The following is a 14,997-nucleotide window of genomic DNA, read 5'->3' as shown; positions in this document are numbered from 1 at the left end:
CGGGGTGCGGCGGTGCCGCGGCCCATGAGGGAGGAGCCGCGAGCATGTGCGGAATCACCGGATGGATCTCCTACGACCACGACCTCACCACCCGGCGCTCCACGCTGGAGGCGATGACCGGGACCATGGCCTGCCGCGGCCCGGACGCGGCAGGCCTCTGGCTCGACACCCACGCCGCGCTCGGCCACCGCCGGCTCGCGGTCATCGACATCGACGGCGGCGCGCAGCCCATGACCGTCGAAGAGGACGGCCGCACCCTGCTCGTCACCACCTACAGCGGTGAGGTCTACAACTACCTGGAGCTGCGCGCCGAACTCGAACAGCTGGGCCACACCTTCCGTACCCGCAGCGACACCGAAGTGGTGCTGCACGCCTACCTCCAGTGGGGCGCGGCGTTCGCCGACCGCCTCAACGGCATGTACGCCTTCGCGCTCTGGGACCCGCAGAGACAGGAACTCCTGCTGGTCCGCGACCGGATGGGCATCAAACCGCTCTACTACCACCCCACGCCCGACGGGGTGCTGTTCGGCTCCGAGCCCAAGGCGATCCTCGCCCACCCCTCGGTACGTCCCGTCGTCGACGCCGAGGGCCTCGCCGAACTCATCACCTTCACCAAGACCCCGGGCCACGCCGTCTACCAGGGCCTGCACGAGGTGCGTCCCGGCCACACCGTCCGGGTCGGCCGCGGAGGGGTGACCGTCCGGCGCTACTGGGCCCTCACCGCCCGCGAGCACACCGATGACCTCGCCACCACCGTCGCGCACATCCGCGCCCTGCTCGACGACATCGTCGCCCGCCAGCTGATCGCCGATGTGCCGCTGTGCACCCTGCTCTCCGGCGGCCTGGACTCGTCCGTCATCACCGCGCTCGCCGCCGGTGCCCTGTCCGCCCGGGACCGCGGACCGGTCCGCTCGTTCGCCGTCGACTTCACCGGCTACACCGAGAACTTCGTCCCCGACGACCTGCGCGGCACCCCCGACGGGCCGTACGCCCACGCCCTGGCCGAGCACGTCGGCTCCGACCATCACGACATCGTCCTGGACACCACGGCCCTGATGGACCCCGCCCACCGTGCCGCCGTGCTCGCCGCCCGGGACCTGCCCAACGGCTTCGGCGACGGGGACACCTCCCTCTACCTGCTGTTCAAGGCCGTCCGTGCACAGTCCACGGTCGCGCTGTCCGGCGAGTCCGCGGACGAGGTCTTCGGCGGCTACCGCTGGTTCCACGACCCCGAGTCCGTCTACGCCGGTACCTTCCCCTGGGTGGCGGCCGGTCTCTCCGGCCGGTTCGCCGGCGGCAACGCCACCCGTGAGGCGCTGCTGGACAAGGGCCTGCTCGCCAAGCTCGACCTGCCCGGATACGAGGCGCAGCGCTACCACGAGGCGCTCGCCGAAGTGCCCTACGGCGACGGCGACACGGGCCACCAGCGCCGGATGCGCGAGGTCAGCTATCTCCATCTGACCCGCTTCGTGCAGATCCTGCTCGACCGCAAGGACCGGGCCAGCATGGCCGTCGGCCTGGAGGTCCGCGTCCCGTTCTGCGACCACCGCCTCGTCGACTACGTCTTCAACACCCCCTGGGCGATGAAGACGTTCGACGGCCGGGAGAAGTCCCTGCTGCGCGCCGCCACCCGCGAGGTGCTGCCCGACGCGGTGGCCGACCGGGTCAAGAGCCCCTACCCCAGCACCCAGGACCCGCGCTACGCCGAGGCGCTGCGCGCCGAGCTCAAGGCCCTGTGCGCCGACCGCGACGCCCCCGTGCGGCCGCTGCTGGACCGGACCGCCATGGCCGAGGCCACCGCCGACGGCGCGAGCGGCGCCATCCGGCCGGGCGCCGAACTGGTCCTCGGGATGAACGCCTGGCTGCGCACGACGGGCACCACCCTCGACCTGTGACATCCCCCGAGGGGTGACACCTCCCCGCACGGCGGGCGCTCCTGACGCACAATGGATGCGACAAAACCGCGCACCGACGGGTACGAGCACGCCACGCAGCCTCGGGGACCAGCCCCGCGGCCACGGGGCGTCGCGCATCCGCCCGCCCCACCACCAGCACCAGGAGCGCCACCGTGTCCCCGCAGACCTTGACCATCACCATCGATCCGGCGGCGGACGCCGCGCCGTTCGAGCAGGTACGCACCCAGATCGCGGACCAGGCCAGGGACGGCGCCCTCCCCGTCGGCTACAAGCTCCCCACCGTCCGCGGCCTGGCCGAGGACCTCGGTCTGGCCGCCAACACCGTCGCCAAGGCCTACCGCGCCCTGGAGACCGACGGCGTGATCGAGACCCGGGGCCGCAACGGCAGCTTCATCGCGGCGGCCGGGGAGGCCGCGGACAAGGAAGCCGCCGCGGCCGCCGAGGGCTACGCCCGCCGCGCCCTGCGCCTGGGCCTGGACCACGGAGCCGCCCTCGCCGCCGTCGAGGACGCCCTGCGCGCCACCTACCGCACCGACGCCTGAGCGCGGTCACCGCGCTCACACCCGAAAGGAGCCGCATGCCCAGCAAGCAGGCGCTCGTCCGCCGGCCAGGACCCCGCCTCGTGGAGGGCCTGGTCACCCATATCGAACGGCAGCCGGTCGACCCCGCGCTCGCCCTGCGCCAGTGGGAGGCCTACGTCCAGGTGCTGCGCGACCACGGCTGGCGGACCACCGAGGTCGACCCCGCCGACGACTGCCCCGACGCGGTCTTCGTCGAGGACTCGATGGTGGTCTTCCGCAACGTCGCGCTGCTCGCCCGCCCCGGCGCCGGCTCCCGCAGGGCCGAGGTGCCCGCCGCCCGCGCGGCCGCGGAGGCGCTCGGCTGCTCCGTCAACGAGATCCGGGCGCCCGGCACCCTGGACGGCGGCGACGTCCTGAAGGTCGGCGACACCGTCTACGTCGGCCGCGGCGGACGCACCAACGCCGACGGCGTACGCCAACTCCGCGCCGCCTTCGAGCCGTTGGGTGCCCGCGTGGTCGCCGTACCGGTCAGCCGGGTGCTGCACCTCAAGTCCGCGGTGACCGCGCTCCCGGACGGCACCGTGATCGGCCACTTGCCGCTGGTCGACGACCCGGCTGCCTTCCCCCGCTTCCTGCCCGTCCCCGAGGAGTCCGGCGCCCATGTCGTGCTGCTCGGCGGCGGCAAGCTGCTGATGTCCGAGGGCGCCCCCAAGAGCGCGGAGCTCTTCGCCGACCTGGGATATCAGCCGGTCTGCGTGGACATCAGCGAGTTCGAGAAGCTGGAGGGCTGCGTGACCTGCCTGTCCGTACGGCTGCGCGAGCTGTATGCATGACGGGGCATCACCCCCGGGCACCTCGTGTGCCTGCCCGGACCGTGCCCCCGGCCGTGCCTATCGTGGCGGCATGAGCAACCTCGACCTCAGACCCGCGCCCCATCCGTGCGGCGGCAACGGCCGTACGGGCCCGGTCCGCGACGTGCAGCCCGGCAAACAGGTACCGCTCGGCGAGAGCACCGTCGTCCGCAGACTGCTGCCGAACCTCGGCCGGCGGATGGTGGGCGCCTGGTGCTTCGTCGACCACTACGGTCCCGACGACATCGTCGGGGAGCCCGGGATGCAGGTGCCGCCGCATCCGCACATGGGCCTGCAGACCGTCAGCTGGCTGCGCGAGGGGGAGGTGCTGCACCGTGACAGCCTCGGCAGCCTGCAGACCGTACGCCCGCGGGAGCTGGGTCTGATGACCTCGGGCCGGGCCATCGCGCACTCCGAGGAGTCGCCGCTCGGCCATGCCCGGTTCCTGCACGGCGCCCAGCTGTGGGTGGCCCTCCCCGGCGAACACCGCGACACCGCCCCGGCCTTCGAGCACCACGCCGACCTGCCGGTGATCGACGGCGGCGGCGGGCTCTCCGCCACGGTCATCCTCGGCGAGCTGGCCGGCGCCGCCTCGCCCGGCACCACCTACTCCCCGCTGGTCGGCGCCGACCTCACCCTCGCCGCCGGCACGGACGCCCGTCTCCCGATCGACCCCGACTTCGAGTACGCGGCGCTGACCATCTCCGGCGAGAGCGAGGTCGACGGCGTCCGCCTCGCCCCCGGCGCCCTCCTCTACCTCGGCTGCGGGCGCAGCGAGTTGCCCCTGCGCGCCGACGCCGACAGCAGCCTGATGCTGCTCGGCGGCGAACCCTTCGAGGAGAACATCCTCATGTGGTGGAACTTCGTGGGACGGTCCCAGGAGGACATCGAACAGGCCCGGGACGCCTGGATGACGGGCACCCGCTTCGGCGAGGTGCACGGCTACGAGGGGGAGCGGCTGACGGCGCCGGAGCTGCCGGCGGTGCCCATGAAACCGCGGGGACGGGTGCACTGACGGGGCGGGGGCCGCAGTGCGGGGGCCGCAGCGGGGCGCGCGGCGGGCGGCCGGGGCTGTGGGGCAGAAGGTCAGCGGTTCACAGATACAGCCCCGCATCGGCACCCGAGTCCTGGGGCGGGACCGACGCGGGCCGGGTGCCGCGCCGCAGTGCGTACAGCTCGGCGAGCGAGGCGCCCTCGCGTCCGATGCCCTGCTCCGTGCCGAGCCAGCGCACGGCTTCCCGGCGGGTCAGCGGCCCGACCTCGATCCGGGCCAGGCAGCGGCCGGGGCGGATCACCGCCGGATGCATCCGCTCCAGATCCTCGTTGGTGGTCACCCCGACCAGGACGTTGCGGCCCTGGCCCAGCAGGCCGTCCGTCAGGTTGAGCAGCCGCGACAGCGCCTGGCCCGCGGCGTGCTTGGCCTCGCCGCGGATCAGTTCGTCGCAGTCCTCCAGGAGCAGCAGCCGCCAGCGGCCCTTGCCGGTGCTGTCGTCCTCGCCGATCGCGATGTCCATCAGATAGCCGACGTCGTTGAACAGCCGCTCCGGGTCCAGGACGCAGTCCACCTGGCACCAGTCGCGCCAGGAACGGGCGAGCGTGCGCAGTGCGGAGGTCTTGCCCGTACCGGGCGGGCCGTGCAGCAACAGCAGCCGGCCGGCGATCTCCTCGGGTGCCACCTTCATCAGCCGGTCCATCGCCTCGGCCACCGGCGCGGTGTAGTTGGGCCGGATCTCCTCCCAGGTGCCGGCCGAGATCTGCCGGGACGTACGGTGCGGTCCGCGGCGCGGGGAGAAGTACCAGAAGCCCATCGGGACGTTCTCCGGCTGCGGCTCCGGCTCGTCCTGCGCCCCGTCGGCGGCCTGGCCCAGCACCTTCTCGGCCAGTTCGTCGGTGACGGCGGTGACCGTCACATCGGCGCCGCGGTTCCAGCGGGAGACCAGCAGGGTGTAGCCGTCGCCCTCGGCGAGCGTGGCGCTGCGGTCCTCGTCCTTCGCCGAGCGCAGGATCCGGGCGCCCGGCGGCAGCAGCGTCAGGCCCGACTTCACCCGGTCCATCGACCGGCTGCGGGCGTACGGCTGCTCTCCCTTGGCGAAACGCCCCAGGAAGAGCGCATCGACGACATCGGAGGGCGAATCGCTGTCGTCCATGGTCAGCCGGAGCGGAAGGGACTCCTCGGCGGCGGACGGCTGGACGTGATCGGCACACATAGCGCCATGATCTGTCACGGCGCCCCACGACGTACACGGATTATCCCGGCGTTTTCCCCGCACCAGAACAGAACTGTTACTCAGAAACTCGGGCGTAGTGGTCGCTTCGCTGGCTAATCTGCCCAATGTGCGACGTCAAGGTGGGGAACGTCAGGGTCCGGGCTTCGCGATCGCGGCCGGGGTGGCGGTGCTGGCCATACTGGTGGTCATCTGTTCCCTTCCGGGCGACGACGGCGGGGACGCGAAGCGGCCCGCGCGCCCGCGCGCCGCGGGCCCCGCCGTGGGCTGGGGGTTCACCCACACCCAGTACAGCGCGGACAGCGGCACCGACGAGTCCACCGCACGGGCCGCCCGGCTGCTCACCGCCCACCCGATGCCGCAGAACCAGCACCTGATGGGCTGGGGTGCGGACAACCCCGAACCGCGGCCGGGCCAGTTCGACTTCTCGGACCTGGACCGCCGTCTGGCGCTGATCCGGCGGACCGGCGGCACCCCCGTGCTGACCCTGTGCTGCGCCCCGGACTGGATGAAGGGCGGCACGGCCGGACACACCGACTGGAGCACCCTGGAGAAGGCCCCCTCGCCCGCGCATTACGCGGATTTCGCCGCGCTCGCCGCACAGGTCGCCCAGCGCTATCCGGACGTCCGGCACTTCGTCGTCTGGAACGAATTCAAGGGATTCTTCGACGACGCCAAAGGCCGCTGGAATTACGAGGGATACACCCGCCTGTACAACCTGGTCTACCGCGCGGTGAAGAAGGTGAACAGCGCCAATCAGGTCGGCGGCCCCTATCTGGTGATGGACAGTTATGTCCCGGGCGACGACACCTACGCCTCCGGCCTCAAGGGCCCCTGGGGCAGCATCGACCACCGCACCCTCGACGCCCTCGCGTACTGGAACCGGCACAAGGCCGGCGCGGACTTCCTGGTCGTCGACGGCTCCAGCTACAGCAAGGACGACCGCTACGCCCCGGACGCGTTCGCCGCCACCCGGAAGTTCGCCGACGTGGGGCGGTGGCTGCGCAAGGAGACCGGGCTGCCGCTGTGGTGGGCGGAGTGGTACGTCGAGATCCCGGACGAGAAGGACGACCGGGCCGGCTGGAGCGAGCGCCGCCGCACCGCCACGCAGGCCACCGCCCTGATCGAGATGGCCGCCGGTGGTGCCACCAGCGGGCTCTACTGGAACCCGGAGACCGAGGGGGAGCGCTGCCCCGGATGCCTGTGGACCAACACCGAACGGGACGGCGGGGGAGTGGGGCTGCCCATGATGGACCTGCTGTCGCGGTTCTCCCGCGCCTTCCCGCCGGGGGAGCGGCCGCGGGACCTCGACACCGGCGGGACGCAGGTCCGGGGGCTGGCCGATGACCATGCGGCGCTGCTGGTCAACACCAAGGACAGGCGCGCCGTGGTGACCGTGGACGGGAAGGACGTCACGCTCGACGGCTACCAGGTGCGGTGGCTCGACCGCGGCTGACCCGCTCGCGTCCCGTGGACCGCACCGCTCCCGCGGGACGGTGCGGGAACCGCGTCCGCCGTGAGGGTGCGAGCCGTCCGCGTCCGCCGTGAGGGCGCCGAACCGCCCGCGTCCGCTGCGAGGGCGTCTCGCCGCCCGTGCCCGGACAGCTCGCCCCTCTCGGACAGCTCCGCCCTCCCGGGCGCCACGCTCGTCGCCGGCCTCAGGACATCGTCAGGAACCGCTGCACCAGCGACGCCAGGAACACCGCCAGCAACGGCATCGAGAACCAGAACAGGCCCTGCATCCAGTGCAGTTGGCGCACGCTCGGGGCCACCCCGACCCGCAGCACCTCGCGGGCCGCCAGCACCGCCATCAGCGCGAGCGCCGCCAGCGCACCGAGCACCGACCACGGCGTCCAGGTCACCTGCGGGCCGGCCGGGCCGGGCCGGGGCGGCACGACCTCGCCCGCCGGGCGCCGCGTCAGCTCGTAGACCGCCGCCTGCCGGTTCGACAGCACCCGCCGCAGCTCGGGGCGCCGGTCCAGGGCGGTGCGCAGCCGTACTTCCCAGTCCGTGCGGTAGCCGGAGTCCAGCCGCAGGGACTCCGCCTGGCCGTGGTTGACGATGAGGTACGACTGCGGCCCCGCCTCCCGCAGGGCGCTCACGACCGGGCCCACCCGGTCCGGATCGCGGGGCGCCAGGGCCGGTTCGTACTGCACCCGCTCCATGTCCCGGGCGCCCCACGGCATCGCCGGGGTGACGCTGTTGACGGGGTCGCTGCTCAGCCACAGCAGCCGTACGGTCGGCCGGTCGTGCGCATAGACGTAGTCCATCGCCGCGACCTCGCCCGGCCGGATCCGCTCGAACGGCTCGTTGCCCCAGCGGGCGACGAGGAAGCCGAAGGCCAGCAGCAGGCCCGTCAGCAGCGCGGCGAGCGGCCCGAGCCCGCGCCGGGTACCGCCCTCGCGCGGGAACAGGGCCAGCGCCGCCAGCGCAGCGGCCCCGGGCAGCGCGAACAGGAACACCCGCAGCGCCATCTCGCCGCCGTAGGACTGCATCCCGAACGCCAGGAAGGGCACGAAGGTCAGTACCGGCAGCGCGCGTTCGGTGAAGCCCGCCGCCCGTCGGCGCAGCACTCCCCAGCAGGCCAGCGCCAGTACCCCGCCCGCCAGTGCCACTCGGGTGTAGAGCACCAGCTTGTGCGTGGGGTCGCCGCCGATCCGGTCCGTGACGGACGAGGAGACATTGCCCCCGATGCCGCCGAGCCCGCCGAACAGCTCGTCGAAGTGGCCCGACCAGTAGGGCTCGGCGAGGAACCCGACCCAGGCCGCGACCAGGACGCCGAGCAGCAGCGGCAGGCCGTGGAGGCCGGAGCGCCGGACGAGCACCAGGACGGTCAGCACACCGAGCATCACGAACGGGGTGAGCTGATGGCCCGCCACCGAGGCCGCGAACAGCGCGATCAGCACGCCGAGCAGCGTCACCAGCTGACCGCGGCCGGCCGGCCGCACCTCCGCCTCGCCCGGCCGGCGCACGCTCCATATCGGCCGGGGATCGCGGAACCACACCAGCAGGATCGCCACGAACGCGAGATAGAGGAGGTAGGTGAACCCCTGCGGGGAGAAATAGTCCTGGCCGACCCAGCCGCACAGCGCGAACAGCCAGAGGGCACACCACTTCGCCCGCCAGCTCGCCCGTACCGCCCGGAGGAGGAGGAACAGCGGCGCCAGGTAGAGGAGTTGTACGGCCAGCGGCCACCAGCGCAGCACTTCGGTGAAGTCGGTGACCCCGCAGGCCCCGGCGACGAACTGCACCGCGGCGAAGAAGCCGGGCCAGCTCCAGCGGGCGTCCAGGTCCGGGACCGCGGAGCCGGTCCTGCCGAGGTAGTCCAGGAAACCCAGATGCTGCCAGGCCGTCGGGAAGCGCGGTTCGGTCTCCAGGACGGCGGGCAGCGCATGCAGCGCCACCACCGTCAGCAGCAGCACCGCGGCGAGCAGCGCCCGCCGGGGGCGGGAGAGCGCCAGCGCCGCGCCGAAGGCCGCCACCAGCAGGGCGACCCCGGCGAGCGTCGCGACCGGCAGCACCGAGATCAGCCCGAGCCCGTTCATCCGGTCCAGGGCGGCATCGCCCATCCCGCGCAGCGGCAGCCAGAACAGGGCGAGCGCGGTGGCCAGCAGGGCCCAGACGGCGAGGTCGGGACGGCTCCGGGCGCGTACGAGGAGTGCGCGGCGGCGCGGTGGCCCGCCCTGGAGCGGAGCGCGCGGCACGGTGGCCGCGGCCGGCTCGCCCTTCGCCTCGTGCACCCGCACCGCATCCCCCCGGTCCCCGTGGACGGCCAGATCCGCCGGATCCCCGTCGGGGGCGAGGCCGTCCGCCGGTGTCCGGGCGGGCGGCGCGGACCCCGCCCCGCGCAGCACCCGGCCCAGCCGGACGCTCGCGATCGCGACGATCACCGCCAGGCTGGAGATCTCGGCGACACCGGCACCGGTCAGCCCCATCCGCGGCAGCAGCACCAGTGTCAGCCCGAGCACCAGCACGCACAACAGGCCCTGCAGGGCGGCCAGTCCGGACGTACGGCTCTGCGCGCGCAGCACCGCGAAATGGACCTCCATCACCACTCGCAGCACCGCCCCCACCGCGAACCAGCGCAGCAGCGGCGTCGCCGCCTCCGCGTACCCCGGGCCGAAGATGCCCAGGAGGTGGGGCGCGCCGACGAACAGGACGGCGCAGACCGGGAGCATGATCCGGGCCATCCGCCGCAGCGCGGCCCGGGTGTGGTGGGCCAGCTGCGCCGGATCGTGGGCCCCCTCGACGGTCAGCGAGGCGCCCATGTTGAGGGCGAGCAGATTGACCGTGCCGCCGATGGTGGTGGTGATGTAGAAGTACGCGTTGTCGGCCGCGCTGACCTGCGAGGCCACCAGGACCGGTACGAGGTAGACCACGGCGAGCGAGAACAGCGACCCGGTGTAGTCGCCGGCCAGGAAGCGGCCCATCTCCCGCAGCGTCGGCGGCCGGGCGGTGCGTTCGGTGGTCCGCACATGCCGGGGCACCAGCCGCCGGAACACCAGCCGGCTCAGCGGAATCACCGAGACCGCGATCGCCGCGGCCCAGGAGACGAAGACCCCGGCGGTGGGCACCGCGGCGGCGAAGACCACCAGCAGCCCGAGCTTCACCGCGGAGAAGGCGAGGTTGCCCACCGGCACCCACAGGGCGCTGCGCAGTCCGGTCAGCACGCCGTCCTGCAGGGTGAGCAACGACCAGGCGACCACGGCCAGCAGGAAGCCCAGGCCGTTCAGCGGGCCGTGCAGGAAGCGGTAGGAGGGGCCCCAGAGGTCGAGGGTGCACAGGAAGACGGCCGCGGCGGCGGCCACCACGACCGAACTGCCCGCGTAGGTCCGCAGTACCAGGCGGCCGGTGCCCCGCCCGGCGACCGGGATGAAGCGGGCCAGCGCACCGGTCAGGGTCACCGCCGTCAGCCCGGCCAGCAGCTTCATCGCGGCGATGGCCGCCGAGCCCTGGCCGACCGCGGTCTCCGTGTAGAAACGGGCCGCGACCAGCCAGAACCCCAGACCGAGCAGCCCGGAGACGCCGGTGTTGAGCATCAGCGCATAGGCGTTGCGGAACAACGGACTTCCGCCGCCCCGCCCCGGGAGGCGCGGCGTGCGGCCGCCGCCCCGCGGCTCCGGTTCCGTGTGCTCCTCGGTCCTGGTGGTGGTGTCAGACACCGGCTCCGTTGCCCCTTCTTCCGCCTCGTCCGCCGCGGGTGTGCCGCGGTGTGCTCAGCCGCCCGGCGTACACAGCCGCACCGCCTGCCGCGATCTGCGGACCACCGCGTACCCCTTGGTGAGCGCCCGGTCCCGGGCGAAGGCGCGGAGCAGGCCGCGGCCCTCGATGATCCGGGCGAACTCCTCGGGGTCCGTACGGCGCCGCACCGTCAGCCGCGCCAGGGCGTACGGCCCCTGACGGCGGTCCGCGAGCGCATTGCCCACCGCGAGTGCCTGCGAGAAGCCCAGGCCGCGCACCGTGCGCCGTACCCGCCGGCTGGAGTGGCCGTAGGGATAGGCGAAGGACTCCGGCGGGGTGCCGACCTGCTCGGCGATGATCTCCTTGCAGCGCAGCACCTCGTGCCGCAGCCGGGCGTCACCGAGGCCGTCCAAGTCCGGATGGCTGTGGCTGTGCCCGCCGATCTCCACACCGGCGGCGGCCAGCTTCCGCACCTGGTCCCAGTCGAGCATGGTGTCCAGGGCGCCCCCGGTCCCGTCCGGGCCGCGCAGCCACCCGGTCGACACGAAGAGGGTGGCCGGGAAGCCGTGCCGGGCGAGCGCGGGCAGCGCATGCCGGTACACGCCTTCGTAACCGTCGTCGAAGGTGATCAGCACCGGCCTGGCCGGCAGCGGGCCGCCGCCGCGCCAGGCCGCCGCGAGCGCGGCGGTGGTCAGCGGGGTGAAGCCGCCGTCGGCCAGCACCGTGAGCTGCGCGGCGAAGGCCTCGGGCGGCACGGACAGCTCCCGTACGGCGGGCGTCGGGGCCGCGGTCACCGCGTGGTACATCAAGATCGGCACCGCCGGCGGCCGTGCGCTCATGCCGCCGCCCCCTCGCGGGCCGGGACCGCGACCGGCGCTCCGCCGTCCGCCGGCTCACCAACTCCCGTGCCGCGCAAGGGTTTTCCGCGTGACAGTGCGGTGCCCCACGCATAGCCGGCCGCCGCGGCGGCCACCCCCGCCACGATCGCGCCCGCCCGCCCGGCGCCGCCCGGCCGTCGCAGCAGCGCGTCGCGCACCCCGCGCAGCACCCCCACGGGCAGCACCCGGGTCGTATAGCGCCGTTCGGCCGACAGCCCGTCCCGCGCGCCGACGCTGCGGGTCACCACTGCCTTGGACAGGCCCTCGGCATACGCCCGGCTGCGGAAGTAGCCGAACCGCTCCCGCCCGGCCGGGACCCGGTGGTGGATGACCGACCGGTCGTCGATCAGCAGGACCGCGTCCGGCAGGGAGCGGCTGATCCGGATGCACAGCTCGGTCTCCTCGCCGCCCAGCGGCCGCCGGCCGGCACCCCGGCCGATCCCGACGGCGAACCCGCCGACGCGTTCGAACGCCGCCCTGCGGAAGGACGCGTTGCCGCCCAGGACGTTGCGCACCCGCACCCTGCCGGGCGGCAGACCGCGGTACGTACAGCCCACCACCCAGTCGAACTCCTCGGGGAACCAGAGCGGCCGGCGGCCGGACGCCCAGACCGGCTCGGTGCGCCCGCCCACCGCCATCACCGCCGGGTCCGCGTAGGCCGCGGCGAAGTGGCGCAGCCAGTCCCGCTCGGCCACCGCATCGTCGTCCAGGAAGGCGATGATCTCGCCCTCGGCCGCGGCGATACCGGTGTTCCGCCCCGCGGACAGGCCGCGGGGTCCCGAATTGGCCATGATCCGAAGGGGAGTTGTGGGAGCACGGGAGGCGGATGCGCCCGCGTGAGCGCCCCTGAAGTGCTCCCTGAGCCGGGCCAGCAGCGCGGGGTGGTGGTCCACGATCAAGAGCAGCTCATGGGCGGGGTGGGACTGGTCGCCCACCGACGCCACCGCGGCGAGGATGTCGTCCCACCGGTCCTGGGTGTGGACGCAGACGACGACGGAGATCCGCGGTGCCGGGCCGGCCGCCGGTCCCGCCGCGCTCACCGGGCGTTCCCGGTGATCATCGCGGGCCGGGCCGACCGGTTCCTTCTGGAGCCCCGCTCGCGCAGGATCACTCTCAGCACCCGCAGCCCGTCCCGGACCGCCCGCAGATTGCTGACGCCGTGGATGCGGTTGTACTCGTGGCTGGGGATCTCCTGCACCCGCAGCCCGGCCTTCACCACCCGGATGTTCATCAGCGTCTCGACCTCGAAACCGGCGCAGTCCAGGGCTATGTCGTCCAGGCAGTGCCGCCAGAAGGCGTTGTATCCGTAGCAGAGGTCGGTGTAACGGGCGCCGAACTTGGTGTTCACGACGGCGGTCAGTATGCGGTTGCCGAGCTTGCGGACGGGTGTCATGTCGTCCGTGCCGCCGCCGTTGGCGAACCGGGAGCCCTTGGCGAAGTCGGCCCCGGACACCAGCGCCGAGACATAGCTGACGATCTCGCCTCCGTCGGCCGACCCGTCCGCGTCGATCATCACGATGATCTCGCCGGTGCAGGCCGCGAAACCGCTGATCAGCGCGTCGCCCTTGCCCTTGCCGCGCTGCGGTACGACGGTGACGTCCGGCCACAGGTCGCGGGCGACCCGTACCGTGTCGTCGGTGGAGTTCCCGTCGACCAGGACCACTTCGTGGATCCAGTCCGGCAGGGTCTTGAAGACATACGGGAGATTCTCCGCTTCGTTCATCGCCGGGATGACGACACTGACCGGTGGAGCGATGGCCAGATGTGAGGAAACGGGACGGTAGACGGCCTGGTCCGGCAGCAGCGTCAGCGGCGGTTCTTCCGCATCGGCCGGGCGAAGGAACGAGCTCATCGGGTTTCTTGCCCTCTCGTCCGGTGGACCGCCCACCCCCGGGCGGTCCCTGTGGTTATCCGGGTCGAAAGGGGGGTTCACACCCCGGCCGCACGGCAGCGATCACCGTCCGGACAGGGCGAGCTGGCACGCGTGTTTCCGGTTGCGCGGCTCGTGCTCCGGCCCTCGGCGAGCAGTGCTGCGCAAGCCGAAGACCGTGCGCACGGGACCCCCCCACCGCGCACCGCACCGGCCGCTTCACCGTGTCGCTCAAGCTCTCCCCAAGAGCCGTCTTGCGATGATCGTCCGGTGCGGGTGGATGTGCGTCGGTATTGATGACTGGGACTGTAGGGCACGACCTTCCGCGTCAAATACCCTTTGCGGCAACCGGCCGGTGCACTCGGGGGCACGCCCGTATTTATGCACCGGCGCACGCCCCGTTGCGCCGTCCTGAACCCGTGGAAAACCCGGGCACGGACGGCCGACGGCGGTTATGCGTCACCGACCCGACCGGATCCGGCCCATCCGCTTGAGCAGGCGGTCGGCCGGCGCGAACAGCTCCGGCCTGGCCAGCACCGCATTGCGCAGCGCACGTACCGGCGCGCGCCGCGCACGATGCCCCAGCGCCACCGGATGCCGCCGCATCACCCACCCCTCGGACACCATGAGTTCACGGGTCTTGAGGGAGTCCTTGTAATCCTTCGCCCCGCGCCCCAGGTCGAGATACCCCATGGACTCCTCGGCCGCCGCCTGCGCCATCCGCAGATGCAGCACCAGCCCCGGGGAGAACTTCGCGAACTCCGGGTCGTAGGCCGGGAACCAGCAGGCGAGCACGGACGGCGAACGCAGCCCGAAGTGCGCCGCGACCGGCCGCTCGCCCGCGTACAGCACCGACAGCAGCCCCGCGAAGGACGGGCTGCGGGTGTGGAACAGCTGCTGCACGAGCCGGACGATCCAGGGGTGGGCGAAGCGGTCGCTGCGCCCCGTCCTGCGGTACTGCGCGGACTTCCACCCCATGAGCGTGTGCAGCGCCGCGGGATCGCGCTCGTCATGGACGTAGCGCAGCGGCCCGATGTCCCGGCCGAGCTTGCGTTCCTTGGCCAGGGTGGTCCGGGTGAACTTCGGCGACCGGGCCCGCAGCCCCGCCAGATAGGCCTCGAAGCCCTGGTCCACATCGATGACGGGCGAGGCGTGGCCGCTGAACGACGCCGCCTCGAAAGGGTTCTGGGAGGCCACCAGATGATCGAACTCCAGCACCGACAGCCCGCAGGCCCGCAGCAGCTCCTGGGCGTCCCACCGGAACCCGGGCCGGTGCACCAGCCCTTGGGCATCGGAGACACCCAGGCCGACCGCCCGCCCGATACCGAGCGCCGAGCGCTGGAAGGGGAGAAACGCCGCCGGTCCGCCGTCCTCGCGGAGCACCGCGACCCGTACGCCGCCCCGGCAGTGGCCGACGGACAGCGCGAATTCGGGGGAGAGGAAGGGGTTCGCCAGCTGTGGCAGTCCCAGGACGCGCGCCTGGTACTGCAGGGCGGTCCAGGCACTCCGGTCGGCCCCGGTCAGCTCGCCGGGGCGGTACACGGCCACGTCCATG

The 14,997-nt window shown here is 72.9% G+C and carries 11 protein-coding genes; 5 read left to right on the top strand and 6 right to left on the bottom strand.

Features of this window, described 5'->3' with window-relative positions; genetic code table 11:
- The first annotated feature begins 44 nt into the window (after nt 1-44).
- The 4 genes from asnB (at nt 45) to Scani_RS25260 (ending at nt 4,303) form a co-directional block, all read left to right on the top strand.
- Nucleotides 45-1,895: an asparagine synthase (glutamine-hydrolyzing) gene (gene asnB / locus Scani_RS25275; protein ID WP_159480126.1), complete on the top strand. Its 1,851-nt coding sequence runs from the start codon at nt 45-47 to the stop codon at nt 1,893-1,895.
- A 173-nt stretch (nt 1,896-2,068) separates the two neighbouring features.
- Nucleotides 2,069-2,458, top strand: coding sequence for a GntR family transcriptional regulator (locus Scani_RS25270; protein ID WP_159480125.1), 390 nt, complete (start codon nt 2,069-2,071; stop codon nt 2,456-2,458).
- 35 nt (nt 2,459-2,493) lie between these two features.
- Nucleotides 2,494-3,270, top strand: a complete 777-nt coding sequence (ddaH, locus tag Scani_RS25265; RefSeq protein ID WP_159480124.1) for a dimethylargininase — start codon at nt 2,494-2,496, stop codon at nt 3,268-3,270.
- Between the two features lie 70 nt (nt 3,271-3,340).
- Complete coding sequence (locus tag Scani_RS25260; RefSeq protein ID WP_159480123.1) at nt 3,341-4,303, top strand: pirin family protein; 963 nt, start codon at nt 3,341-3,343, stop codon at nt 4,301-4,303.
- Between the two features lie 79 nt (nt 4,304-4,382).
- Here the strand turns inward: Scani_RS25260 and Scani_RS25255 are convergent, their stop codons facing one another.
- Nucleotides 4,383-5,495, bottom strand: a complete 1,113-nt coding sequence (locus Scani_RS25255) for a DUF5925 domain-containing protein (RefSeq protein WP_159480122.1) — start codon at nt 5,493-5,495, stop codon at nt 4,383-4,385.
- 127 nt (nt 5,496-5,622) lie between these two features.
- On the opposite strand from Scani_RS25255, the gene Scani_RS25250 reads away from it, so the two are divergent.
- A complete protein-coding gene (locus tag Scani_RS25250; RefSeq protein WP_246296155.1) occupies nt 5,623-6,969 on the top strand; it encodes a glycoside hydrolase family protein in 1,347 nt (448 codons plus the stop codon).
- A gap of 202 nt (nt 6,970-7,171) precedes the next feature.
- Here Scani_RS25250 and Scani_RS25245 read toward each other — a convergent pair whose 3' ends face one another.
- The 5 genes from Scani_RS25245 to Scani_RS25225 form a co-directional block, all read right to left on the bottom strand.
- Nucleotides 7,172-10,675 carry a polysaccharide biosynthesis protein gene (locus Scani_RS25245; protein ID WP_159480121.1) on the bottom strand — a complete coding sequence of 1,168 codons (3,504 nt, stop codon included), beginning with the start codon at nt 10,673-10,675 and terminating at the stop codon, nt 7,172-7,174.
- 54 nt (nt 10,676-10,729) lie between these two features.
- Nucleotides 10,730-11,533 carry a polysaccharide deacetylase family protein gene (locus tag Scani_RS25240; protein ID WP_159480120.1) on the bottom strand — a complete coding sequence of 268 codons (804 nt, stop codon included), beginning with the start codon at nt 11,531-11,533 and terminating at the stop codon, nt 10,730-10,732.
- Complete coding sequence (locus tag Scani_RS25235; RefSeq protein ID WP_159480119.1) at nt 11,530-12,612, bottom strand: glycosyltransferase family 2 protein; 1,083 nt, start codon at nt 12,610-12,612, stop codon at nt 11,530-11,532. The genes Scani_RS25240 and Scani_RS25235 overlap by 4 nt, the downstream gene beginning before the upstream one ends.
- On the bottom strand, nt 12,609-13,424 hold the full coding sequence (locus Scani_RS25230) for a glycosyltransferase family 2 protein (protein ID WP_159480118.1): 816 nt from the start codon (nt 13,422-13,424) through the stop codon (nt 12,609-12,611). The genes Scani_RS25235 and Scani_RS25230 overlap by 4 nt, the downstream gene beginning before the upstream one ends.
- A 477-nt stretch (nt 13,425-13,901) precedes the next feature.
- A complete protein-coding gene (locus Scani_RS25225) occupies nt 13,902-14,996 on the bottom strand; it encodes a GNAT family N-acetyltransferase (RefSeq protein ID WP_159480117.1) in 1,095 nt (364 codons plus the stop codon).
- Nucleotide 14,997: the final 1 nt, after the last annotated feature.

Origin of the sequence: Streptomyces caniferus, assembly GCF_009811555.1 — a bacterium.
In the GTDB taxonomy this organism is placed as follows: domain Bacteria; phylum Actinomycetota; class Actinomycetes; order Streptomycetales; family Streptomycetaceae; genus Streptomyces; species Streptomyces caniferus.
This window is presented reverse-complemented; position numbering and strand designations above follow the sequence as displayed.